This is a genomic window from Acidimicrobiia bacterium (genome assembly GCA_041676705.1).
In the GTDB taxonomy this organism is placed as follows: Bacteria; Actinomycetota; Acidimicrobiia; order Acidimicrobiales; family SKKL01; genus Actinomarinicola.
In genome coordinates, this window is record JBAYRL010000010.1 from 19,013 (window position 1) to 42,965 (window position 23,953).

19 protein-coding genes are annotated in these 23,953 nt (G+C 48.5%); 10 read left to right on the forward strand and 9 right to left on the reverse strand.

From position 1 onward, the window contains the following. Positions 1 to 137: 137 nt before the first annotated feature. Positions 138 to 605: a hypothetical protein gene (locus WC184_11645; GenBank protein MFA7478518.1), complete on the reverse strand. Its 468-nt coding sequence runs from the start codon at positions 603 to 605 to the stop codon at positions 138 to 140. Between the two features lie 483 nt (positions 606 to 1,088). Between WC184_11645 and WC184_11650 the strand changes: the two genes are divergently transcribed. Continuing rightward, complete coding sequence (locus WC184_11650) at positions 1,089 to 2,204, forward strand: hypothetical protein (protein ID MFA7478519.1); 1,116 nt, start codon at positions 1,089 to 1,091, stop codon at positions 2,202 to 2,204. A 487-nt stretch (positions 2,205 to 2,691) separates the two neighbouring features. Here WC184_11650 and WC184_11655 read toward each other — a convergent pair whose 3' ends face one another. Beyond that, positions 2,692 to 3,753, reverse strand: a complete 1,062-nt coding sequence (locus tag WC184_11655) for a DNA polymerase III subunit beta (GenBank protein MFA7478520.1) — start codon at positions 3,751 to 3,753, stop codon at positions 2,692 to 2,694. 390 nt (positions 3,754 to 4,143) lie between these two features. Here WC184_11655 and WC184_11660 point away from each other — a divergent pair, with 390 nt between their 5' ends. The 3 genes from WC184_11660 (at position 4,144) to WC184_11670 (ending at position 5,749) form a co-directional block, all read left to right on the forward strand. Then, positions 4,144 to 4,533, forward strand: a complete 390-nt coding sequence (locus tag WC184_11660) for a hypothetical protein (protein MFA7478521.1) — start codon at positions 4,144 to 4,146, stop codon at positions 4,531 to 4,533. 152 nt (positions 4,534 to 4,685) lie between these two features. Then, a complete protein-coding gene (locus WC184_11665; protein MFA7478522.1) occupies positions 4,686 to 5,147 on the forward strand; it encodes a GreA/GreB family elongation factor in 462 nt (153 codons plus the stop codon). A gap of 83 nt (positions 5,148 to 5,230) precedes the next feature. After that, complete coding sequence (locus tag WC184_11670; protein ID MFA7478523.1) at positions 5,231 to 5,749, forward strand: hypothetical protein; 519 nt, start codon at positions 5,231 to 5,233, stop codon at positions 5,747 to 5,749. A gap of 86 nt (positions 5,750 to 5,835) precedes the next feature. Here WC184_11670 and WC184_11675 read toward each other — a convergent pair whose 3' ends face one another. Continuing rightward, positions 5,836 to 7,269, reverse strand: coding sequence for a PhoH family protein (locus WC184_11675; GenBank protein MFA7478524.1), 1,434 nt, complete (start codon positions 7,267 to 7,269; stop codon positions 5,836 to 5,838). A gap of 372 nt (positions 7,270 to 7,641) precedes the next feature. Here WC184_11675 and WC184_11680 point away from each other — a divergent pair, with 372 nt between their 5' ends. Further along, a complete protein-coding gene (locus WC184_11680) occupies positions 7,642 to 8,778 on the forward strand; it encodes a hypothetical protein (GenBank protein ID MFA7478525.1) in 1,137 nt (378 codons plus the stop codon). 929 nt (positions 8,779 to 9,707) lie between these two features. On the opposite strand, the gene WC184_11685 is transcribed toward WC184_11680, so the two are convergent. Continuing rightward, complete coding sequence (locus tag WC184_11685) at positions 9,708 to 10,415, reverse strand: hypothetical protein (GenBank protein ID MFA7478526.1); 708 nt, start codon at positions 10,413 to 10,415, stop codon at positions 9,708 to 9,710. A gap of 538 nt (positions 10,416 to 10,953) precedes the next feature. Next, positions 10,954 to 12,135 (reverse strand): RtcB family protein, encoded by a 1,182-nt coding sequence (locus WC184_11690; protein MFA7478527.1) that lies wholly within the window; start codon positions 12,133 to 12,135, stop codon positions 10,954 to 10,956. Positions 12,136 to 12,330: 195 nt separating this feature from the next. Here WC184_11690 and WC184_11695 point away from each other — a divergent pair, with 195 nt between their 5' ends. Together WC184_11695 and WC184_11700 are read left to right on the forward strand one after the other, a co-directional pair. Then, complete coding sequence (locus WC184_11695; GenBank protein ID MFA7478528.1) at positions 12,331 to 13,212, forward strand: NlpC/P60 family protein; 882 nt, start codon at positions 12,331 to 12,333, stop codon at positions 13,210 to 13,212. Between the two features lie 190 nt (positions 13,213 to 13,402). Further along, complete coding sequence (locus WC184_11700) at positions 13,403 to 14,761, forward strand: hypothetical protein (protein MFA7478529.1); 1,359 nt, start codon at positions 13,403 to 13,405, stop codon at positions 14,759 to 14,761. Positions 14,762 to 14,801: 40 nt separating this feature from the next. Here the strand turns inward: WC184_11700 and WC184_11705 are convergent, their stop codons facing one another. From WC184_11705 to WC184_11720, 4 genes are all read right to left on the reverse strand, one after another. Continuing rightward, on the reverse strand, positions 14,802 to 15,347 hold the full coding sequence (locus tag WC184_11705; protein MFA7478530.1) for a hypothetical protein: 546 nt from the start codon (positions 15,345 to 15,347) through the stop codon (positions 14,802 to 14,804). A gap of 131 nt (positions 15,348 to 15,478) precedes the next feature. Next, the gene (locus WC184_11710) at positions 15,479 to 16,069 is read right to left on the reverse strand and encodes an RNA polymerase sigma factor (GenBank protein ID MFA7478531.1); all 591 of its coding nucleotides are present in this window, start codon (positions 16,067 to 16,069) and stop codon (positions 15,479 to 15,481) included. Positions 16,070 to 16,136: 67 nt separating this feature from the next. Further along, on the reverse strand, positions 16,137 to 16,775 hold the full coding sequence (locus WC184_11715; GenBank protein ID MFA7478532.1) for a hypothetical protein: 639 nt from the start codon (positions 16,773 to 16,775) through the stop codon (positions 16,137 to 16,139). Between the two features lie 515 nt (positions 16,776 to 17,290). Then, on the reverse strand, positions 17,291 to 19,852 hold the full coding sequence (locus tag WC184_11720) for a DNA topoisomerase (GenBank protein ID MFA7478533.1): 2,562 nt from the start codon (positions 19,850 to 19,852) through the stop codon (positions 17,291 to 17,293). Between the two features lie 236 nt (positions 19,853 to 20,088). Between WC184_11720 and WC184_11725 the strand changes: the two genes are divergently transcribed. The 3 genes from WC184_11725 (at position 20,089) to WC184_11735 (ending at position 23,366) form a co-directional block, all read left to right on the forward strand. Further along, positions 20,089 to 20,367, forward strand: a complete 279-nt coding sequence (locus WC184_11725) for an ATP-dependent Clp protease adaptor ClpS (protein ID MFA7478534.1) — start codon at positions 20,089 to 20,091, stop codon at positions 20,365 to 20,367. Beyond that, entirely contained in the window at positions 20,364 to 20,870 is a 507-nt protein-coding gene (locus tag WC184_11730) for a hypothetical protein (protein MFA7478535.1), read from the forward strand. Before WC184_11725 ends, WC184_11730 begins: the two co-directional genes overlap by 4 nt. Positions 20,871 to 21,230: 360 nt before the next feature. Next, entirely contained in the window at positions 21,231 to 23,366 is a 2,136-nt protein-coding gene (locus tag WC184_11735; protein ID MFA7478536.1) for an ATP-dependent helicase, read from the forward strand. Positions 23,367 to 23,953 lie beyond the last annotated feature (587 nt).

The following is a 23,953-nucleotide window of genomic DNA, read 5'->3' on the forward strand; positions in this document are numbered from 1 at the left end:
AGGGGTAACTGTCGGTCACATTTGACGCTAAAGACCCTATTACAATCTTTGGGCCTCCCCTACTACCTAGTTGTTGTTTGAGGCGAACACCCTCAACTTGGTCGGTTTTACGGTTTCAAAACTATGAGAAGTGTTGGTTAGGTTGCTTTAGTGTCTAGCTCTATAAGGTTCTGTAACATGGCTTCGCTTTGGGTAACTAATGAGTTTGCGTGGTCTAAAGCGGTAGCTACCTGGTCGCTGGGACGTATCCCCGGCCAAGTATTGGCTTCCAAACCAATCACAGTGTCATCTAACACCGCTAAAGCGGATTCCGTTAAACGATTGTAGGTGTCCCCTAACGCTAACGCCTCCTGTGGTGAGTGTTTGAAAGCTAAAGTGTTAAACCTGGCAGCGTTTTGTTGAGCCTGTTCAATCCGACCAAGACAGTCATTTAAACCTGCTACTGTGTCCCGAGACGGGGCAGCATCGATTAAACGAGCATAAGACAACACCTTCAAACGTTTCGTTGTTGATAACGACCGTGTGCGTTCTACCTCTAAAACAGCGCTGACCCCTACAGACACACCAAAAACTACTAAACCCACCTTCAAAGAGTTAGACGCCATAACAGCTGCCAACGAACCCATCCCACCAACAAACAACGAACGTCTAAACAACCACACAACTTTTTTGGAGGTTTGTAAATCAGACAGCCATCTCGGCTCAACAGGTTTTGTCACAACTGCGGCGTCTTGGTCGTAAAACACACCACTAGTTTCGACCCAACAAACACACCACCTAGGTAATGTAAGAAACCGCTACCAACAAGGTAACTAGACCAAAACCCACCCAAAACCCTAGGATCAACCCAAAAACACGCTAGAAACTTGGGTTACAGACGACGAGCTAAAGAAGCTCTTATCTGGTAAGCAACGTTTTTGGGCGTCGGTTGCATGTTGGTGGGGTTGGTGGTTGTAGTGGTTGTGCTGGGGTTTTAGGTGGTTTGTTGTTGCCTAACTGTTTTTGGTGTTTTGGGTTTTTGTGTTTGTAATGGATGTAACTGGTTTTGGGGGTGTGGTGGTGGGTTTGTGTGTGGCCACGGTGTTGGTATGGATGTTTTTAAAGAATTTTCGTTGGATGAAGTTTTGGGGTTTATTTCGTTGGGGGACGTGGCGCTTTCCGAGGCGGTTTTGGTTGGGGGGCGGGTGCGTTTGAGTGATGAGGGGATGCGGCAGTGTGTTGTGGCTCGTAATGCTTATCGTTGGTTGGTAGACGCTGCGGAGCGGTCCGGTTCAGTTAGTCGTCGTGACCGAAGGGTACGTAGGGCGTTGCGTCTTGGGGCAGAGGTTGAGACACGTTTTTTGGATTCCTTGGGCGGTATTGTGCGTAGGGAAGCTTTGTTAGAAGCCAAGGATGTGTCTGGTTCGGAACGGCAAAGTGTTTTAGATGAGTTGCTAGCAGAAGGTTTTGCGGGTTTGTTAGAAGGCCTGTCTTCTTTTGACGTGTTTAGTGACAAGAACGTTGTATCTGTAGTTACAGGGTCAGTGCGGACCCGGCTGCAAACGTTTCGTTCGTGCCGCCAAGGGGTGTCTGTGCCGCGTGTGTGGCGACAAGTTGCGTCCTTAGCAGCTAGTGTAGAGTCGGATTTGGCAGCAGAAGGTGTGTCTGTTGGTGAGGACACATTACGAACGTTAGTGTTGGATAAGGCTATTGCACAGACAGTTTCTAACTTGCCTACTGCTTGTACCGCGCTGGATGAGGAAGAGCAGTACCGGTTGGCTTTAGCTAAGTTAACTAAGAGGGGGCTGGTTAAAGTTCTGCGTGACGAGTTTGGTCAGGCTCGCCAGTCGTTACAGCCGCAGGTGTCGTTGGATACGCATTCCTACAATGGTGTTGATGTTCCCAGAGAGGGTTCGTCAAGTTTTGATGGTGATGCAGTGGGGTTGTTTGATGGTGATGTGGTTTCAGTGTTGCTACACGATTTAGACCCTGTTATGTATTCTGCGGTCCAGCAACGTTTAGAAGGTAACGGGAGGGGTGCGTCAAGTTTGCGGGGCGTGGCAGAAACTCTTGGTGTGGAGCGTAGTTTTGTGTCTGATGCGTTGCGTGTGGCACACGATCGGGTGGTGTCTCCGGTTGCACAGTTTTTTATGTTTGTCGATCCTCAGGACTGCCCGGTTTCAGCATCTAACCAGCTAGGGTTACGTGACCTTGTGGGTGTCTAGGTTTTGTTGCTGCTAGGGCCCGGCTATAAGGTTTTTGTGCCTAGTAGATATGGGTTTAGCAGGTTTGTGTTAAACACAGCTTGTTTTTGTGGTGTGCCCCAACTTTGTGATAGCTAGCGGCCTGTGTGTTGTGCGGGTCTTTACCGTCCGATTCTGGGATGTTTTGGGACTGGTGCTAGGCCTAGGTGTTAAGCGTCTGTTTTGTTGTTGCCTGTGGTGTGTGTTGAGGTTAGTTCTGCGTGGGCTATTTGGTGTTGCGTTCTGGTTTGTTGATCTCTTGATAGGCCTGTCTTGGGGTACAGGTGTGTTTGGTTGTTGGTTTGTTCGGGTTGAGATCAACTTGTTTTCCTGGCGGGTGGTGAGTGTGGGTGCAGGTATCTAGCTGAGGGTAGATGCGGGTTCGAAGGTTTGGTGGCTGGTGTGGGTGGTGAACACAAAAACAGGACCCCTAAGAAAAGGAGTCCTGTTTTGTTAGGTACCCGGTAACCTACCGGGTGGGTGACATCACATATAGTGTGTCAGGTTTTTGTTCCGATTGGACCATCACTGGTTTTAGTGGCGCCGCGATTTGTAGCTTCACCTGTTCAGTGTCTGCCATGAATTTTTGGGCGGCGGTGAGTTGTGCCAAAAGGAACGATATTTCCATATCTCCACCGTCCCAGCCGACGACAGCTTGTGCAGTTACCGCGGTTTCTAACAGCCGTCCGGTAACGATACAGTTTGCTTCCGTTGCTGAGATCGGGGTGAATGTGAACGTTGCCTTCGGGGCGATACCTACTGCTTTCACAACTTCTTCAAAATCTGTGGTATCAAACGTTGCGTGTTTGCCACCAACATTGAGGAGCGGGTCGATTCTAGGGAACGGTTCAGATATTAGCTGTGCCCTAAGTTGTTTCGTATCACTCTCAAAAAATATTTGTTTGTCGGTGAGGTGTAACACAACTTTGTCTTCGCCGTTAAGTATCGTGGAGGCTTGGGAGCAGACTTCTTGTGGGATAGTTACGCTTCCGCTAAACACCAACTGATCTGGTAAGCTGATAGATACGAGCCCAAACTGGTCTGTTGCTACGATACGTAACCCTTCAGGTGTGGGTGCAATGTTCACCCCGTTAAGAGCAGCGTTAGAAGAACCTGTTGCGGTGGCAGTGGCAGCCGTTTTGATGGCTGAGAACAGCTGATCTGTTTCGATAACTAGCCCTTCTCCTGCTGGCATCTCAAACGGTGTTGGCGGTGGTTGTTTAACCGTGCCAATGTTGAATGCTGCTACGTTACCTCTGATTTCGACTTGATCTTCGTCAGCTTCTATTTCAAGTTGGGTCCCGCTAGTTCTGGAGAGAATGTCGTTAAAAGTTGGGGTGTGTAACACTACCTCGCCTTCTGTTGTGACATTAGCTTCACAGGATTGCACTAGGGACGCGTACGGGCCGCCCACAGTAACAATGAGCTCATTGTTTGTAGTGGCCTCAACCTGGATGCTGCCGTTTCTTGAAACGTTTTTAGCACGGTTCACTAAATCAGCTAAGAGGTCTCTTTCGACAGAGAGCTTCACTCTGTTTCCTTTCTTTTTGTTCGACTGAGCACCACTATCTATGTGGCTGCTTTACCCACTGTTAAAGCGTCCGGTTGTCCAACAACCCATAGTTTTAGTGGGCCACACAACAACATTGGCTGTGCCTATCACATAGTGTTACGGCTCTTGTTGTACGCATCGTAGAGTTTGATAGTAAAACCAGGTGTTCTAGACACGACCTGTTTTTGTGTTCCGACCACATCTAAACGTTGTGTGTTGTTGATATGTCTGTTCTGGTTTGGAGGTGTGTTGCACCAACTGTTTCATACGGCTAGTTGGTAGCCAGCTCTGTTGGGTTTAGGCCTACTGCAACAACATGTGTGCGGTGGCAACACACGGTTGCTGCTCACTAAGAAAGGGTTGTTTATTGTGAGTGACCAAATCCAGGAGTGGAACTCGCCAACCTCAAACCCGTTAGCAACAGACATTGACAACGGTGGCCAGGGTGATGTGCAGAAGAGTTTTAAGGGTAGCAAACGTCGCAATTTTGGTGGGAAACGTGACGCTGACGCTGCCAAGAAGTTAGCAGAGGAACGTTTGCGTCAAGCCCAGGACGCTGCTAAAGCAGTGGATGCTTTTTATGATGCTGCTGATCGGATGGATAAAGCTACCGCAGATTTAGAAGTCGCTTCGAAAGATCGGCAACAAGCAGTCCAAAAGTTACGTTTGTGCGGGTTAACTAATGCGGACATTGTGCGTCTGACAGGGTTATCTGCTTCCCGTGTGCAAGTCCTTGCCCAAGAACCTTCTAAAGAATAGTCACCTCCTGTTTTGGTGGTGGGTTGTTGGGGTGGGGGCGACACTGTACCCATACAAATAGTTTAGGTAGGTAACACCAGGGTGCCAGGTCAGAAAATGTGACCTGGCACCCTGGTGTTACCACAACCATATTTTTTTAGAAAGGCCCCGAAATGGTTATTAGTAGTGAAACTAGAGCTGCTCTTGTTGAAGAGTTGAACGATTTACAAAATGTGAAACTACCTGCTGCTAGAGCTTGTGTTACAGACGCCCGTTCAGCTGGTGACATTTCAGAGAACACCGATTTTGTTATTGCGTTGGAAGATGAGAAACGTTTATTGAGTCGTGTCAGCTACATAGAAGACGTGTTGAAGAATGCTACCAACACCGATCAAGAAGGTGCGGATGATGGGTCTATAGGGGTGGGTGCTGTTGTTACAATCGCTTGGGGTGAGGGTGATACTGAAACGTTTGTTGTTGGTAGTATCGTGGAACGTCACAGCAAATACCCTGTAGTGACACCTAACTCTCCGGTTGGTGAGGCTCTTATTGGTGCGCAGGTTGGGGACAATGTTTGTGCTCAAACACCTCAGGGTGACTTGCCTTTTGTGATTGTGTCCGTGGAATACCCTTAGCTGGTTTGGGGCTATATCTTTAACCGGGATTTGACGGTGTGGTCGTGGCTGCGGTTCTTGCCAAGCGCTGCACTGTAGATCTTATGCATTCTTCAGTAACACACAACATGCAAAGCCCTGAACCGTTCGACGCTGCTTTTTTGTTAGAAGATGTAGAACACCTTGAACAAGAAGAACTTCGCCGGGCTTTATCTAATCGAGGTATTCAAGGTGTTTGGGTGCATAACATGTTAGCAATCCAAGGCGATTCTAGCGTTGCTGTTGAAGTACTAGTTGACTATGGGTTCGACCCGACCAGCGCCCTAATCGACCCCGCAATGGTTGACATGTCCCAACAAGACCTTCTGACAGATCAACACGACCCTGAAGTGGAATGGGTAACGTTTGATTTATCAGAGTTCACCCAAGACGAACATGGGCGCATAACAGCAATCCTTGAACATTACAACGTCCAGTTTGGGTGGGCTGAAGAACCACTGCTGTCTGTCCCAGAGCATTACACGGCTGTTGTTGAATATCTTTTAGAACATATAGACCATGTTGATCTTGACAAACTAGACCAAGGTATGCCCCAACTGTTACACAACACCGGATGGTATTAGCTACAAGATAACTACCAACTATTAACCTATGACCTAAACTTTTAGAAACACCCCTACACTATTTTTGGTGTAGGGGTGTTGTTTGTTTAGAGGGCTTGGGCTGCAAGGTCAGCTACAGCGGACCGTTCTCCTCGTTCCAAATGTAGGTATCCGAACATGGGGTGGTTAGCGAAACTAGCTTTAGCGGCTTCTAGAGCGTTGTTGGTGTCTGAAAGCCAAGGACTGTCAATTTGGGAGGTGTCACCTACAAGGACTGCTTTCGATCCTTGCCCGATACGTGTGAGCACTGTTTTTAATGTTAACGCGTCAAGGTTTTGTGCTTCGTCTATTAACACGTAGGTGGCTTGGAGGGAACGTCCTCGTAGATAGGTCACTGATTCCATTCGGAGCTGGTCGTCTTGTTCCCAGCCAGCTAATGTCAACGCTGCTTGTTGGTGGGACACGTCGGTACCTAGGGCTACCATAGCGTCAACTATGGCTTGCATCCAGGGACCCATTTTGTCATTTACGGTGCCTGGTAAAAAACCTAGTTCGGCTCGGCCGACTGACACCACAGGTCTTACGATCATGACTCGGGCGTAATGGTGGTGTTTCGAGTTGGGTTCAAATGTTTGTTCTAACGCTGCAGCTAACGCCAAGATTGTTTTGCCGGTACCAGCCTGACCGGATAACGCAACGATGGGGATTTCAGGGTTCAACAGTAAATCTAGCGCTAAGCGTTGTTCTGTGGATCGTGGCTGTAAACCCCAGGCGGTGGTGTGGGTATCTACTTTTTCTAGTGTGTCGCCCACGTTTCTAGCTAGAACAGATGCTGAGCCACAGACTCCTTGTAGGTATTCGTTGATACCAAGTTGTTGGGCTGTGGAAAGATCTATTGGGTGTAACGTTTCAATAGGTGCCGTGTTTTGTGTGTGTAGCGTGTCTATTAACTGTTGAGATACCTGCTGTTTTTGCCATCCTTTACGGTTGCGTTCTTGTGTTAATGTTTTTGATGGTAAATAGAGTTGGGCAGCTAACCCTAGCTGCCCGGCTTTTAACCGAAGAGCGGTGTCTTGTGTGACTACTGTGGTCCGGGAACGTTCTGCATAAGCTAAAGCACAGCCTAATATTCGGTTGTCTGGGGTGTGGATATCTAGCCCGATTTGTTCTAGCGCCGCTATTTTTGTTTCGGATGAGATACGAAGTGTGGCCCCGTTTGCTATAGCGACTGGTTGGTTTAACGATCCGCCGGCACTGACTCTTAGTTCTTCAAGGTGTCGTAACACTTCCCTGGCTGCTTGCCCTACGCTGTCTTGACGTATTTTGTGTTGGTCTAGTTCTTCAACGACCACAAACGGTAGCACTACATCGGTATCTGGGAACGCTAGGATCGCGTCAGGGTCTGCTATTAGCACACTTGTGTCTAGCGTGACTGTGTTGCAATAAGAATAGCGGTTTGTGTTTGTAGCAAGGTCTAGGTTAGCTGAATGGTCAGCATCATGTGGCAAAGCAGCTCCTTCACTGGTTGTGCTGTTTAACATTGTGATGAATCTGTGTGTTTGACACACAACCCGACACAGACCTATAAGCGTCTTGTTGTGGATGTTTTTGTGGGGTGTTGGTAGCGGTTGCGGTGCGCACAGGTAGTTGCTGTCTGGTCACAAAACAGGTGGGGTAAGGTAACACTAGCTATGTCTAGAACTTCTCAGAAACGGGCTGTCTCGGTGGCTGTGCCGATCACTGGGAGAGTTGCGTTTAACCGCCAAGGCCATTCGTTTGTTACTAACAATGGTGTCAGTGTTGCCCATATCCCGAACAGGTTGACAAAAGGGTTGCTTTCTGGGGATCAGATTAACACTACCTCCACAGTTGGGCAGTGTGATCACCGGTCTAAACAAGGTGTTTCACAACTGTTGCCTCAAGTTAGAGCGGTTAATGTGGTTGAACGTCCGTTGCGGTCTGTTTGGGGCCAAGTTGAAGATCAACAGCTAAAAATCGGGGCGCCAGCTGGTAACGCTACGTTGTCTATTGTTAACCCTGAACATGTGAGACAACGCCAAACATGGGGTATCGCGCATAACGGTACTGTTGTTACCCAACCAACACCGCATGACACTACTAGTTCGATATCGGCACAACTTCTTGCTACCTATGGGTATTGGCCTGTTTTACCACCAATCCAAACTGGTATCGAGGGTAGAGTTGTAGGGTGTCGTCCTGTTGTTGAGGCTGTCGCTCTTGACAGTTTTAGTGACAGTGTAGCGGAGGACGCTATCACTATTTGTGAAACATCAGGTTTGGTAACTGTATGGGTTGTTGATGTGCCCAGTGTTGTTTCTAAAGATAGTTTCCCGGAACAAGCCGCACGGTCTGTGGGGGAGGCTTGTTACACTCCTGGGGCGGTCGCCCCAATTTTTGATATTAGTGTCGCTAAACATACCGGGTTTTCGTTGTATCAACCTAAACCGGCGGTAGGGGTTTCGTTTCTGGTGGAACGTTGCGGGAAAATAGTTCCTGTTGGGGTGGTTCGTTCTAATGTCGTGTTGGTTAACAAACACACTTTCGAAACCGGTCTCCCACAACTGGTGAGCTTTGCCACCGCGAAACAGGTAGTGAAACGTCTTGAACAACGGTGGGAACCTTCTACAGGATCTATAGGTTTAACCTCTGCTGACACGTATGGGTTGTTTATGCGTTCAGCTAATATTGCTGCCACGATTTTGGTTAGTGAAACACAGTTTCCGCTTATTTATCGTCGGGTGGTAGACACTCCTCATAACGGTCAAGGTCCACGCCAGGTAGGTGCCTATGTAGCAGAACCAACCTTACGGCCCGATCTTGACGTGTTCGCTTATGCTCGTTTCACTTCCCCTTTGAGACGCTACGCCGATTTTGTGAATCTGCGTAGTTTGCGCCAACTCGGAACGGGGTGTGACCGTGATGCGGATAGCAGCGTTTTTCCTGACCCTGAATTTTTGAACTCGCGATCGGCTGATGCAAGAGCTTTAGCTACCCAACTCCACAAACAAGCGGGCCGATCACAGCACTAAACAACACCCTGCCCTAAAACGTCGGGTTTTGTGGTTTTCAGGGTGAAACACATTTGAAATGTCTCGTGTTTTGGGGGTTAGGGATAGTGTCAGATGTGGGGTCTTGTGAGCTACGAAAGTTTCACTCAACACTTGTTGTTAAAGTGTGTTCCGTTCGGTTACAGCCGCTAGTTTTGTGCTGAGCCCCTTGTTTTTACGAAAAACGGCTTACACCGGGTGGCTCAGCTTCTTAACTACATGGTTTTCTGTGTGAGCTGTCTTGTGAGGACACACGGGCTTTTTGTTTGAACCTATATTTTTACAGTTAGTGTCGCAGAGGTCCTAAACAGTAGCACGGTTGGGCCGTGACCATCGGTAGTGTTTTGTTACGGTTCCGCTACCAGCACAGGTATAAGCTGGACGGTGGTGTTCCCATTCCCCAACCGACCGTTACCACCATTGCCCCATCAGTAGACATCCCCACCTATAGTTAGCATACACGAGTGGCTTTCCCCTGCGATGATCCCCATAGAACTGTGATTGCCTACCACTTTGACTGGTGTGGTCTGCTGGTTGGTGTTCCCGGTCCCCAACTGACCATTGACACTTGAACCCCAGCAGTAGGCGTCACCAGCTGTGGTAACTCCACAGGTGTGTGAGCTGTTAGCAGAGATCTCTTTAAAGTTGTGGTTGCCTGACACTTTTACAGGTGAGGTACGGGTGGTGGTGTTCCCGATCCCTAACTGGCCACGAGTACCAGCTCCCCAGCAGTAGGCGTCACCACCCACAGTCAGAGCACACGAGTGATCCCCACCTGCGGAGACAGACTCGTAACTGTGGTTGCCTGACACTTTTACAGGGGTGTGTTGGTCTATGCTGCTCCCGTAACCTAATCGGCCGTTACCACCACTTCCCCAGCAGTAGGCGTCACCGTCTGTGGTTAGCGCACACTAATGGTTGAAACCAGCAGTGATCTCTCGGAAGTTAAGATGACTTGAGACTTTGGTGGGTGTGGTCTGGTCTATAACATTCCCGATTCCCAACTGGCCATAATTGTTCCGGCCCCAGCAGTAGGCATCACCGTTTGAGGTTATCCCGCACGAGTGCTCCTCACTTGCAGCGGTTTGCGCCCAGAACCCTGATTCCGGCTCAGGTTCGGTAGTGGTCGTTGTTGAGACTGGTTGTTCTGGTTGTGCGGTGGTGTTGTCGATACCTGGTATTTGCTTGTTTGTGACCGCTTCGGACGGAGAACTTTCACCAATAGCATCTAGGTTGGTTACACAGCCGCCTTGGGAAGCACCGGTTTGAGGGGCTGCTACTACACATGCTCCAGCATCCAACGCCACAACCATCAATAAGGTGTCGAGAGAACGGGAAAAGGTGAGCTCGGACACCTCAGGCCACACATCTGCTTCGGTAACCACTACCCCATGATCATCAGCAACAACACCAACGCTCAGGGCTTGGGTTGGGGGCCAATCTTCTAACACACTCATAACAGCATCGAGCCCATCCTGAGTATCCCACCGATCTGCACCTGATATGGCGAGCAGGGCTTGGGCTTCACGAGCCACCGATTTCAACGCAGCAAGCTCAGCTTGTTCACGGGTTTTAGTGAAAACGTTTTGGAATGATACGAACACTGCGAACACCCACATACTCACCCACCACTAAACCCAAAATGATTTCTACAAGAGTTAAACCTCTATGAACATAGGTAGGGGTAGCGGGTTTTGGGGTGGCTAATGGCATGTCGCGTTACTGTTCCTACCGGACACCACGAATCCGACAGGTGTAGTTAAATCCGATTAGGACCCCGGCTCTAGTGTCGTTGACTGCAGGATAGGTGGTCTTTGGGCCTTACAGGACATCATGATAAGGGAAGCTGCCCGCCATGGTGTGTTTTCTGTTCTGATCGGGTCCGCTGTGCCATCAACAACCTTTACTACCTTGTGTTTGTGAGGCTTTTGGGGCTGTGTGTTTGGTGGGATACCTAACACACAGCCCCTCTCACTGGATCAACATCCCACATGCAGGTTGTTCTGTGACTGGGAACAACACTAAACCTTGTTACCAGCCACAACCCCTGTCCCATAACAGGTGATGATCGCAACTTTATTTCACGGTTGTAAGGTGGAGACACACAAAAATGAAGGGAACTCCATATAGAGTTCCCTTCTATCATAACTACACGGTTTAGGTGCCTTTGTAGTTCAAAACTTGGTTTAGAGTGTGTGTTTTTCGTACCAGGTCTGTTTGGTCTGCCATAACTTGCTCAATGTTTTTGTATGAGCTTGGAATTTCGTCAACCAACTTTTCAGCTTTGGTTTCTAACCACACTTTACCTCGCATTTCGTTTGCTAAATCTTCGGTACTAAACGTACGTTTTGCTTTAGTGCGAGACATTTTTCGGCCTGCTCCGTGGGAGCATGAGTTCCACGACAACGGGTTCCCGAGCCCTTCTACTATGTAACTGTTGGTACCCATCGAACCTGGGATGATTCCCCGATCGCCTACAGCTGCTTTTATAGCGCCTTTTCTGGTGATCCATACTGGTCGCATATCTGATGGGTTGTTGTTGAACGGAAACAGTTCTTGTTGGGCGAAGTTGTGGTGACAGTTGATTATTTCAACGGTATTACCTGCCCCAACAAAGTTGTAAAACTCGGTAGTGATGGTGCCCAACATGGTTTCGCGGTTGCCAAGTGCATAGCGCTGCGCCCAAAGCATGTCTGCAATGTACGCTTGGAACTCTGGGGTGTTTTCCATAAAATACGCCAAATTTGGGTCTTCTAAACGTTCCTCTAGATGTTCTGCTAGCTGTTTTGCTTTGGTTATATGGTGTTGTGCTAGCTGATTACCGATTCCACGAGAACCTGAGTGTAGAACTAGCCATACCTGCTCATTTTCATCTAAGCAGACTTCTACAAAATGGTTACCTGACCCTAAAGTCCCGAACTGTGTTAAAGCTGTTTGGGTTTGTTTAGTTTCCAGCTGTTGAGGGGTAGGGTTTTTGGCCATAAACTCCAACGCCGGGTCACCAGCATGTTTGTGAGAGTTACCAACCCCAGCTGGTACTTTAGCCCCCAAAATGTTTAGGAACGGGTTCAGATCCTCAGGTAGGTCTGAAGCTGACAACGAAGTTTGGGTGGCGGCCATCCCACATCCGATATCGACCCCTACAGCTGAGGGTATAATGGCGTTGCGGGTAGAGATAACGCTACCTACAGTGGCACCTATACCAAGATGCGCATCGGGCATTAAAGCTACGTGGCTTTCAATGATCGGTAGTCTCGACAGTGTTTCTGCCTGGCGGAGAGTCCCATCGTCAAGGGATGATGCCCAACTCCACAACCGGTCGTTGATTTGTTTCACCATTTGTTACACACTTCTTTCTTATAATTGGTCTCATGTGCGAGACCCTCATAACTGTTTCTGGGATCACCACAAAAACAAGCACTGATCTTTGGCGGGGAACACGTTTCGGGGTCGGGTTTGTGCTAGTTGTTCTTACCAGTGTCCCTATAACTGTGGGTAGGTATGCGACGTCTCAGTTTCACAAGCCTTTTTATTATGGTTGTTACCACTGTAGGTTTGTGGTTTGGAACGTCGAACGCGTTTGGTGCTACAGATCCGTATGGGGGTGGTGTAGATATCACTTTAGGTGCTGGTTTGGGAGGTAATCAGTTATCTTTTGTTACTTCTAGTGGGGTTGATTCGCTGATCTGGTCGCCACAAAGTCTCGCCGATCTTGATCCTATCAGTGGGGCGTTGTCCCCCACCTCGGTGTTGTCTATGGGTGGCGAACAACAAGTAGTAGTTGCCGATCTTTTATCGATTGGGGCTATCGGGGAAGACGCTTTAAACGCAGCGGTTGCGGCCCGCCAACTTGCTGAAGAACGTCGCCAAGCGGAACTAGCACGAAAAGCGGAAGAAGCTAAAGCTTTAGCAGGAACCCAGAACGTTATCGGTCCAGATGGTTGCCCAACTTCGGTGCTGCCTAACGGGTTACGTAACGGGGCAGAGTCAGTTGGGGTTTATGAGATTTGTAAGCGTTCTGTTGAACAAGCACCAACCGCAGAAGCAGCTAAAGCTGTGATTTGGGCTATACAACAAATCGGGTCCCCCTATTCACAAGCCGAGCGGAACAAGGTAGGTATTTTTGATTGTTCTTCTTTAGTGTCCCGGTCTTGGCAAGCGGCTGGGGTGCCTATAGCGCCACCTGGTCAAAACGCTCAAACTACCGCTACTATCAGGGCTGCTCGTTGGGCTGTCGAAATTGATAGTTCTCAACAAAAACCTGGGGATCTTATTTTTTCGTCGCCTGGTCACGTGGCCATGGTTTTAGCGGACGGTTGGATGGTACACACGTACCGTTACAATGATTTTGTCCATATTGCACCCATCTACAAAAACCCTTACACCGTCCGCAGGGTCGACCCTACTAAGGTGTGACGCACACACAACCATGCGCCCAGCCCGGTCCCTACGTTGGTTTATACCGCTATTGGTCCTGTTTTTTGTTGGGGTGTTAGCAAGCTGTACAAACACAGATAAAACGTCTTTAGCTGTTGTTCAACACTTTGACCCGCCGGATGTGTGGGCACCAGATTGGTGGCAACCGTATCTTGGTGGTGACGCTTTATTGACCGAGGATGTGTTACACAACTTTGAACAAGAAGCTGTGACACACCACCCCGATTCTGGTGTTGTTGCCGCCACTGCAGCCCAAATAATGGAAGCTGCTGTTACCAGCCATAATCGTGACAGGTGGGTTTCGTTCTTTGTGGGGGTACCTGCCACCCATTGCGATGATTATCGCACAGTAGCAGCGATCGCTGCTGAACTGCCCTACAACACAGAACGCGCCTATTGGAAAGTTTTAGTGTTTTGGGACACGAACTGTGATCTTCCAACACGGCTACCGTTACTTTCCCCTTATCGTTCTTCAACATTGTATTTCGAAGTTGGGGATAACGCTGTGCGTCCTGTGTGGTATAAACATTTACCGTTGGCACAAACAGGGATGGGTTCCCATAATCCGGTCGCAGCCCCCGAAACATGGGAACTTGACTACCCGGACCAGTGTGGCACACCAAAAGTGTTGATGCTGGTCGAACTGGCAGCGCTTATGAACATTCTTTGTGAGGATGCTGGTGCGGCTGGTATTTCTATAAAACTTCTTGACGGGTTACGAACCACCACCGAACAACAAGCCCGATTTGAACGGGCCACAAAATATTATGGTGGAGTTGAACAGGCTTTAAAATGGGTTACACCAGCTACAGAAACCCAGTGTTGGTCTAAACATTGTGCCGGGACCGCTGTTGATATCCAACCAGATCCTGACGTTTTAGCGTGGCTTAACGAAACCGTTGGTTGTTTAGACAACGGTACGTTCAGTGCCCAGCTACCTTGTCCCTCAGAGACGATTCCTGTGTCACGACTTTCTACCTATGGGCTTACCAACCCTGTACGAAACAGCCCAAACCATCTTGAGTTAGCTATTCCGTTAGAGTCCGATTTGGCTAGTGACTGTGACCCTAATCGAAACAAAACTGTGCCACAGCTGATTGTTACGATTTGGGGTTGCGGGTTACGAACACAAGGCTTTTCTGAAAACGATGTTGTGACGATTGTGACGGAAGCGCTACTTGTAGCGAACTGTGCTTCTGGGTTTAACCCAGCAGCGGTAGCGTTCAACGGCAAATATTTTGAGTCGCCCCATCCCCAAACCGGACAGTTAGAAACCGGGCAAGGGTTGTTCCAACTAGACACTGGGGCTATCGACAAGTATTTACCTGAAACGTTAGAACCGTTAGATCCTGCAGCGAATATAGAGACAGCGTTTCGAATGTGGTTAGATCATGAAACGTTCGGTGTGTCTGGCTGGTCCGGTTTCATGTGTGGAGATCCGAAGCTTCGCCCTTTCCAAGATGTTATCGAAGTTGTTGCTCAACAAGAAGTACCTGAATGGGTTGCTCAACATCTTGTCGGGCTGTGACCGTTTAACAACAACACCTAGTTTCTCTGGTCGACTGTGGCTAACTATTTTGGTTGCAGTTAACAGTGTTCCACAGTTTCTCGTTGAAGGTAGAGAGCTCTACCGTCGCAACAACAATTTTGTTGGTGTCAGGTGTTGTAACACCCACTATGATCCCGTCATTGGGACCGACATAAGCCACATCAACACCTAGTATTGCGAGGGTTTCTAGCTCTTCAACTATGGAGCTCAACTTACGCCCGAACCACGCCTGGCAATCTCCGGTAACGTTTGGCAGGACCGTCTGTAACGTTTCTTCAATAACTTCCCCAGGCATGGGGTCACGCCCTAGAGTTAAAGTACCTAGCTCAGGTGTCCCCCGGATCGAAACGTAATCAGGGTTAGATTGTAACCAAAGATTGTTAACATAAATTATTTGCCCTACCTGTTCGGCTGGGACCGGTATTTCCACAATGTCCCATCGCAAGTCATGGCTGGTAATGAGCTTCACTAACTCTTCTTTGGTGTGGGTGGTGTTACTGATACGGATCACGGTGTAAGGGGTGGGCAGATCAGCTGTTACAGTGTCCTGGTTAGTTGTGGTCATCACAAAAGTAGCGAGACAGATAAGAACAACGCTGAGACCAACCTGTGTGACAGGTTTCCACCAGTTTGTTTTGGGTTCTCTCGGGTACAGTTGTGCCGCTGCGGCGACCAGCTGTTGTTCTAAAGGCAACACTAGTTTCCTAACAGTTCAGATAATAATGTGTATTCGGATGCCAGTTTTTGTTTCAAGGTTTGCAGTCCCCTGGAAACACGTTTGCGTGCGGTGGCTTCTGTCACGCCGGTAATGTGTGCGATGTCTTGGTAACTGAAACCTAAAACAACTCGAAGCCAAGCTGTTTCTGCGGTGGAGCGTGGCAGAGCATCCAACGCGTTTTTTAGGTGTGGGTGTACAGTTTTGTAGGCTGCGATGTCAACAAACTCTTCCAATAAATCCGGTGGGGTTGTGATAGCTAGTTTGTTGCGATATTTGGCTTCTACGGTGCGTCGCCTAAAAAACTTTTTTGTTAAATTCGACGCTATCCCTAAAACCCAGCTTTGAAACGTTCCTTTTTCGGGTTTGTAGTTGTAGAGACGTTTTAACGCTACTGTAAACGTTTCTGCTGTGATGTCGGCAGCTTCTTCGGGGGAACCTGTTCTGTACAGCACATATTTGAACACAACATCTTTGTGCCGTCTGTACAGTTCGCCATATGCGGACGGGTTCCCTGTCACTACCAAAGTAACAAGGTCCCCATCCGCAGTGGCGTCGTTCCGAAAGACCATAGACCACAATGGTGCCCAAGGTCATAGGTCTTTGCTCGCACCCAGCTAAACACCTACAAAGGCTGGTTTAGTTTAGGTCCCAACTGAAGTATTGCACAGAACTTGTTCTGTTGTTGAGGGTGGTCAAGTTACCTCCAGGAGCGAAGGTGGTTTCACCACCGTAGATGTCTGGCAACATGTTGTACCCATCAAAATGTGTGATCAGTTCGCACCCATTTATAGTTGAGCTGATACGACGATCCCACAGATGCCCATAGAGGGAAATGTAGCCACCGGCACAGTCAGAGCCCATGATGGTAAAGGTGGGAGGCCCGATCCAGTCTAGGTAGTCATAGTGGCGTCCTATTACCCACTCTTCTGGTTCTTCTTCAGCGCCCATGGTCATCGCTGGTTGGGAAAACGATAACATGTCGCTGTTTACTTTGGTTTGGTTTCTGATTTGTTTGCCAACACTTTTTTCGTTATCCGGGTTTTGGAAACCTAAAGCCGTGTTCAGTTCTGTCAACGTCTCATAACATGCAGGGTCGCTTAACACGTACTCGCCGTCCGGTTGCTGGTCTGTTACCCGTACCACACAATGACTGTTTGCTAATGTTAACTTTTCGGAGGTGTCTTGTTGGGGGGCTGCTTGTGCGTTCCCCGCAAAACCTGCTGTTAAAAATGTTAACGCTAACACTGCTACTGTTTTTGGTAAAGACAATTTCATAAGGGGAGCCTCCTAAAGGCAACAGTTGCGTGGCATGCACACAACTAGGTGGTTGTTATCAACATGTCTTTACCCCTAGTGCTAACATTTGTGACCAACCCGACAAACCTTTTTGTTTCCATCACCATCTAGGTGGCCCACATCTTTGTTTGGGTTGACCCAATTTTGGTGGCCACCCCAATAGGGCAGGTGACAACACAGGATATTGTTGGGGTTGTTATCGTCCGGTGCTGGTGGTGTTAGCTGGCGGTGTTTAGTGTTGTGTTATAGCCAGTCACACATTGACCGTTAAAACAGGTGACGTTCCCAAAGTATCTCACCGGGTTATGTTCAACAGATTGTTTCGTCCCAAAAGTGGCTGTCGGGTCCCAGCTAGGGGTGGGGTATGTTTCGATTAGCCGTCCGCACCATTGGCATCGGGTTGGGTTGTGTGCTTGGTGGGTTTCACGGGTTTGTTTTCGGGTTTGGTGGTATAACATAACATTCTCGATTTGTGTGTTTGTTTCGGGTGAGAGTTATTTGGATGGTTTTCGGGGGGACCGTTTGTTGCGTTTAAACGGTTGGGGTGAGGGTGTGCCTACCATTGCTTCGAACAGTTCGTGTGCTTCTTGGGATGTTACCGTGGTGCCATCTCGACGTGTTTTCCAAACAGTGCTACGACATCCTTGGTGTTTGGGTGATTTGTAGCTATCGCAGGACCACACCTTGTCTCGTTCTCTGATGGTGCCGTCGCAACGAGGACACGCCCTAAACGCTAAAGGTTTCGGTTTGCTGTTGGTTTGGCCGGTCGCTATAAGTTTGGTGGCACTGGCACGGTCTAGGGGTGTGCCATCCGGGTTTGTTTTCCATAGTAGATAACCGCAACCTGGTTCTTTAGGGGACCTGTAAGACGTACAACCATACGTTTTGGCTCGTTCTTTGATTTGTCCTTGACAGTTAGGTGAAGGGCACTCCCCTAGCGGGGTACCATCTGGTGGGGGTTCAACAACTATTTTTCCGGTGGTTACACCGTCCACATATTTGTAGAGCTGTGTTTCCCCTACTGTTTTGTTGTTTTGTTTTTTCCAAAACACAAACCCGCAGCCAGGGTTTTCTTGGTTTTGCCACGAGTCACACGCATAGGCTTTAGCTGTTTCAACTATCGAACCGGTGCATTGTGGGACTGGGCAGCTGGTTAAAACTCGTCGGCCGGCGCGAAGCTGGTCAGGGCTAGCGTTTTTGAAACTGTCTGTTATTTCTTTGGTGAAGTGTTTCACATCTACTAAGAACTGTTGCCCTGTTTTTAACGCTTCGTTCGGAGCTGTTTTTTCGAGTTGCGCTAACCGTCGTTCCCATTGCCCGGTCAGATCAGGTAGAACAAGCGGGTTGTTTCCTAACGCTAAGATCAAACCCCGACCTTTGCTTGTTGCTTTAAGGATTCTTTTTTCTCGGGTTAAATATTCGCGTCCTAAAAGTGTTTCTATCGTCGCTGCTCTTGTTGCTGGGGTTCCCAAACCTGTTCCTTTCATGGCGTCACTAAGTTCTATGTCTTCCACAAGTTTGCCGGCGCCGACCATGGCCGCTAGCAGCGCTGCTTCTGTGAAATGTTTCGGTGCGCTAGTAACATGTTTGGTGCTAACCATTTCGGACACGTCGACCGGATCGCCTTTTTGTACTTGTGGGAGTAACAACTCTGTTTGGTCTTCGTCACTGATTGGAGTTGTTTTTGTGTCTGGTTCAACATCTTTCCAACCGTTCACAATTATTTGTGTTCCTGTTGTTTTGAACCGGTCTTCTAGCTCGGGGGTTAAAGTTGTGATTATGGTGGTTCGTAACTTTTTTTGGGCTGGTAAAAGTGCTGCGATCAGCCGGTGAGCTACCAGATCATAGATTTGACGTTCAGGGGTGCTAAGTTTTGTTAAGTCATGGTTTGTGTCTGTAGGTAACAAGGCGTGATGGTCAGTGACTTTGTGGTCTGCTACTAAGGTTTGTATTGGAAGTTCGTTTTGGTTTGTGACAAGCTCAACTAACGGTCGATACAGGTCCGGGTCGCTGTTAGCTACATGGTTTAATAGGCTGGGGATCACCGGGGCCATGTCGGAGGTGATGTAGCTGCTATCCGTACGCGGATAAGACAACACTTTGTGTATTTCGTAGCAGCTTTGCGCTGCTTTTAATGTTTGCGCGGCGCTTAAACCGTGTTTTTTGTTGGCGGCGCGTTGCAGTTCGGTGAGGTCGAAAAGTTTTGGTGGGTTGATCGTTTCAGGTTTCGTTTCAACCGTTTCTATAGCACCGTTTTTGTATTGGCGAAGCTTTTCGAGGGTTTCTGTAGCGTCGGTTTCTTTGTCGAACTTGTTTTGCGGGTTTTTGGTGGGGTTAAACCAGTAGCCTTCATAGGTACCGTTTCGGTGTGTAAAGGTCGCTTTAAGTTTCCAATAGTTCTCGGGTTGAAACGTTTCTATTTCCAGGTCTCGTGTTACCACCAGGGCAAGGGTTGGGGTTTGGACCCGTCCTAAAGAAAGTAGTACCCGTTGACCACCTAATGTTGTTGTTGCTGCTCGGGTAGCGTTCATACCGACCAGCCAGTCGGCTTCTGCTCGGCATCTAGCAGCAGTTTCAAGGGGTAGTAGTTCCACATCAGGTTTGAGATTGTTGAAAGCTGTTTGGATAGCTTGGGTTGTCATTGAAGCAAACCAGGCCCTCAACACTGTTTTTTGTGGTGTTAGACGCGCATATTGGTAGATGAGTTTGAAAATCAGCTCACCTTCTCGACCAGCGTCACAAGCGTTTATTATGGTTGTGACATCTTCACGGCGCATCAGCTCTGCAACAGTTTTTAGTCGTTTAGCAGCATCAGCGTTTTTAGGTTGATATAAAAACTTGGTAGGTATGATCGGTAAATGTTCATACGACCATGTTTTGTAGGTGGCATCATATTTTTCTGGGGGTAGTTCAGAAACCAGGTGCCCAACCGCCGCGGTGACAAGCCATCGGGGTGATTCGTAACCCCAGCTGGTTTTACGGAACTGTTCTGTGTTTGTTCCTAACGCCCGAGACACATCTGCCGCGACAGATGGTTTTTCACACAAGATAAGCATGCGTTCCACAAAACGTTACTGTTGTGGCTGCGTGTTAGGAGACCACCAAGGGACCTACTTCAAACAACGCCAGCACCCTAGAACACACCATAGACCCTGATACGGGTCGCTTCGCTGGTGGAACAACCCTCAACAAACTCTAGGGGCTGTGTTGGGAAACCCTTGCAAGCCGTTCCGGTGCTATTTAGGCACTCTTATAGACAGAGGATTTGGTCGTACGATCGGAAGTAGTGTTCATGGCTGTGTTGGACCGGATAGATGAAGGTCTTTTTGTTGATTTTGAAATACCTTTTGTTGTGGTTGTTTCCCACAGCACCCTCTACAGTGTCCACTATCTCACCTACGTATTGACCCAAGTGTTACACATCACATACCAAGAAGCATCATTGTTAACAACCCAGATCACCCAAACTGGTGAGTCTGTAGTTGCTTCTGGGTCGTTTTCTGAATGTGAGGACTGGTTGGAACGTTTCCTAACCGCTGGTATTAAAGCTTCAAACGGGATGGCGTTATGACCACACACGTCCCACACCACGATCCAGACTCCGAACCGACCGACCCCAACCCTAACCTCCCTGGAAGTTCTATTTTAGTTTCCCCTAAAGGCTGGTTCAAAACCGATCTTACCCAAACCCCAACAAGTGTTGACCTTCTTTGGGAACCCTATGTTGTTAAGACGTTACAAACTGTTTTGGTTCAAACCATAAACACACTTTCTAGCTCACCAAACACAACAACCAACCCTGTTTTAGTAGCGACCGAACCGCAACAGTTCCAAACTTTAGCCGAAAATCGGGTGGTGGTTTTATCCACAGCACTTCGCTGGTTACCGCTGCAGCGGTGGAACGCGTTCCAAATTTGGGATGTCGCTCGGGCTTTAACAGCTACCCGTTTAGCGGTGAAAGACCCGATAGCGAACCAAACACCTCTAAAACTAACCGTCGAAAACTATAAGCTGGCCGGTGAGTTGTTGGAAGACCTTTTAACAATAGTTACCGCTGCGCAGAACCACCACTGACGAGCAACAGCCCCCCAGATATAGGCATGCGGGCATCAGAACTTGAGGTTCTTGCCTCAAACCTTAAAACGGTTTTTAGGTGTCACAATCTAAACAGGGCCGTTTGGGTTTTGGTTTTGGTGACGGTCGGTTTGGGTTTGTTTGCCGAATCAAGGGGTGTGAGCACTTTAGGAGGAGTCATTCGAGTTAGGAGCCTGTAAATATATGGTTTTAGGCCCACCAGAACTAGGTAGAGGTCTTGTCACGAAAGGCCCTGTCCCTTCATGGGCACAACACCTACCTGTTGTTAAAATATCTGATCTGGATACAGCCCATCTTCGTTCGCGTGTTAAACGGTTACATACAGCGTGGTTACACCGTGTGCCGGTAGTGGTAGTGTTAGAAGTTGATGACGAGGTTTTAGTAGAACCAGAAACTGAAACCAGAGAACCATACCATTTGGGGGCTTCTTTCCAGTTCGTGAAAGAACGTTTAGCGTTCTTTGTGTTTGCTAACAATGTGGATGTTCGCAGCGGAGACCCTATGTGGTGGTGGTCGCATCATGCCCACAACTTGGGTGCTGAGCTAGTTGTGGATGGTGTGGGTGATGTTGTGGTTGGTGGGGAACGGTTTTGGGTTGATGCGGGACCCAGGGGACCTCTTGTAGAAGCCGGGGGGTTACGTCTCCTACATCGTGAAGAAGTTGACGCTGGTAGTTTGTCGCCGCTGCGTTGGGGTGTTCCTACGATGTCTTTGGCACCCGATCAGCGTGCTGCGGTGTTGCATGGGGTTGGGCCGGCTAGGGTTTTAGCTCCGGCTGGTGCCGGTAAAACCCGTGTGTTGACAGCTCGTACCCAGTTTTTGCGGGATGTTTGTGGGTTGTCGCCCAGGCTAATCACCGCTGTGGCTTATAACACGAAAGCTGCTAAAGAGATGGGTAGCCGGTTAGGGATAGGTTCTAACGATCTGACCCAAATCAAAACTATCCATGCGTTGGCTTATGCGTTGCTACGGCGTAGGGGACGTGCAAAAGTTTTGAATGAGCATGAACGGCGAGCACTTTTAGCAGAGTGTTTCAATGTGCCTTTTGTGAAAAACACTGACCCGTTCGGCCCGTATATTGATGCTTTAGCCACTGTACGGTTAGGTCTTGTATCACCACAGGTTGTTGAGAAACGACAACAAGATATCCCAGGGTTCGCTGCGGGGTTCCTCAAATACCGGTCCCGGATGAAAGCGTTGGGGGTTACCGATTTTGATGATCAGGTTTATTCAGCGATCGAACTGTTGCTCACAAACCCTGCTTTGCGGCGTGGAGCGCAACGTCGTTGCCGGCATTTGTTGGTAGACGAAGCTCAAGATTTAACACCAGCGTTTCTTCTGTTTTTGAAACTGTTAGCAGGTCCTACAGCCCAGGTGTTCGCGGTTGGGGATGACGACCAATGTATCTATTCTTACATGGGTGCCAACCCTAATTTTCTGATCGATTTCGACACCCATTTTTTTGGGTCGTCCAACCACATGTTGACCACCAACTATCGTTGCTATCCAAGTGTGGTAGAGTCGGTCAACCTGGGATTGTCTCATAACCGGCAACGGATCTCTAAAACGGTTGTGGCACATAAAACAAACCCTGGTGGGGTTGCTATCAAGTATTGTGCTAGTGACGAAGAAACTGGTTTTGTTGCCGACACGATATCTCGTTGGGTTTCCACTGGAACGCGACCTGCCGATATTGCTGTTCTTGCGAGGACTAACAGCCAGCTTTTAGGGTTACAGCTGGAACTTGACTCCAGAGATATTCCAGTGGTCCATACTGTAGGTTCGCAACTGTTGTCTAGAGCTGGTGTGCGTGCTTTGCTGGCTTGGTACCGCTGTGCCCGTAACCCTGTGGGGCCTTGGGAGGGTTCTGTGGTTGCAGAGTGTTTGGCAAGATCAAAGTTTGTTGTTTCTCGAAAAGAACGGTTTATGTTAGCTTCGCGTCTTTCGGTTACCGCCGAGTTTTTGACACGCGAACTAAAAGATGGGGCAAACATTGTTTCGCTTTTAGCAACACTTGGTAGTAGCGGCGATCTTGTTCAAACTTTACGCCACATCCAACAACACACTGGACTTAACGACGCTTTAGCTAAACTTGACTCTTCAAGCCCGGTTGGGGCATCAGCACATCTTGACGATGTTGAAGCGGTTGTTTTAGCTGCCAGCCACATCGAAGACGGTGATTTAGAAGGCTGGTTATCGCAACATTTACATCAGAAAGAAAACCCAGATGGGGTCCGGTTATCTTCTGTCCATCGAGCAAAAGGTTTAGAGTTCCCTGCTGTGGTGGTTGTGGGGTTAAACAACAAATTGTTCCCCCACCAGTTAGCCTCAAATTTGGAAGAAGAACGCCGTGTGTTTCATGTTGCTATCACACGCGCTTCACAACAACTTGTGATCGTAGCAAACAAAGACAACCCTTCCCGGTTTATCAACGAGTTTTGGCCAGCTGGTATCTCTGGTGACCTACCCGAATAATAAGGCAAACGGTTTCCACAAACCGTTTTTTAAACAGATGTTTAGGGGCCTATGGTGTTGTCTGTGATGTTGAGCGACCCCAACAGCGGTCAAAATCTGAGCGCTGTAGTTATCTTGGGATGTGGGTCTCTATGCGTGTATGGTCGTCACCAATTTTTGGTGGGTTTATAATGTTGAGGACAAGCCGGTCTAGGGCACACTGTGGGTTTGTGTTGTCCTCTACACACGACACACCTTCACTATCGGTGAAATCGTACAACTGATTTTCGGCCCATCCGGTAAAGTATGCATCCACAAGCCCGGTGTTTACCATTAAGTGTTCTTCAAGGGTGACTTGTGGTGGTGGGGTTTGTAGAAGCTCTTCACAATTTTCTATCGAAGCGGTTTCGGTTCTTGCCAGTTTTGTGTAACTGTTGCCCGGTTCCTGTATGTATTCCCATCCGATTTGTTTAACGTTCCCTGGTTGAGTCTCGTCTGTCACAGTCAGCACAACCTTGGTTGGTGATAACATGATTAGCGGGTTGACACTTTGGTGTTTATCACAGGATTGTAGATGGTTGATGTCATCCTGAAACCTGGTTTTTAAA

Coding starts and splice junctions, on each gene's coding strand:
- WC184_11645 (MFA7478518.1), bottom strand. CDS start 605: ATGGCGTCTAACTCTTTGAAGGTGGGTTTAGTAGTTTTTGGTGTGTCT.
- WC184_11650 (MFA7478519.1), top strand. CDS start 1,089: ATGGATGTTTTTAAAGAATTTTCGTTGGATGAAGTTTTGGGGTTTATT.
- WC184_11665 (MFA7478522.1), top strand. CDS start 4,686: ATGGTTATTAGTAGTGAAACTAGAGCTGCTCTTGTTGAAGAGTTGAAC.
- WC184_11670 (MFA7478523.1), top strand. CDS start 5,231: ATGCATTCTTCAGTAACACACAACATGCAAAGCCCTGAACCGTTCGAC.
- WC184_11675 (MFA7478524.1), bottom strand. CDS start 7,269: ATGTTAAACAGCACAACCAGTGAAGGAGCTGCTTTGCCACATGATGCT.
- WC184_11685 (MFA7478526.1), bottom strand. CDS start 10,415: ATGTGGGTGTTCGCAGTGTTCGTATCATTCCAAAACGTTTTCACTAAA.
- WC184_11690 (MFA7478527.1), bottom strand. CDS start 12,135: ATGGTGAAACAAATCAACGACCGGTTGTGGAGTTGGGCATCATCCCTT.
- WC184_11695 (MFA7478528.1), top strand. CDS start 12,331: ATGGTTGTTACCACTGTAGGTTTGTGGTTTGGAACGTCGAACGCGTTT.
- WC184_11705 (MFA7478530.1), bottom strand. CDS start 15,347: ATGACCACAACTAACCAGGACACTGTAACAGCTGATCTGCCCACCCCT.
- WC184_11710 (MFA7478531.1), bottom strand. CDS start 16,069: ATGGTCTTTCGGAACGACGCCACTGCGGATGGGGACCTTGTTACTTTG.
- WC184_11715 (MFA7478532.1), bottom strand. CDS start 16,775: ATGAAATTGTCTTTACCAAAAACAGTAGCAGTGTTAGCGTTAACATTT.
- WC184_11720 (MFA7478533.1), bottom strand. CDS start 19,852: ATGCTTATCTTGTGTGAAAAACCATCTGTCGCGGCAGATGTGTCTCGG.
- WC184_11725 (MFA7478534.1), top strand. CDS start 20,089: ATGGCTGTGTTGGACCGGATAGATGAAGGTCTTTTTGTTGATTTTGAA.
- WC184_11730 (MFA7478535.1), top strand. CDS start 20,364: ATGACCACACACGTCCCACACCACGATCCAGACTCCGAACCGACCGAC.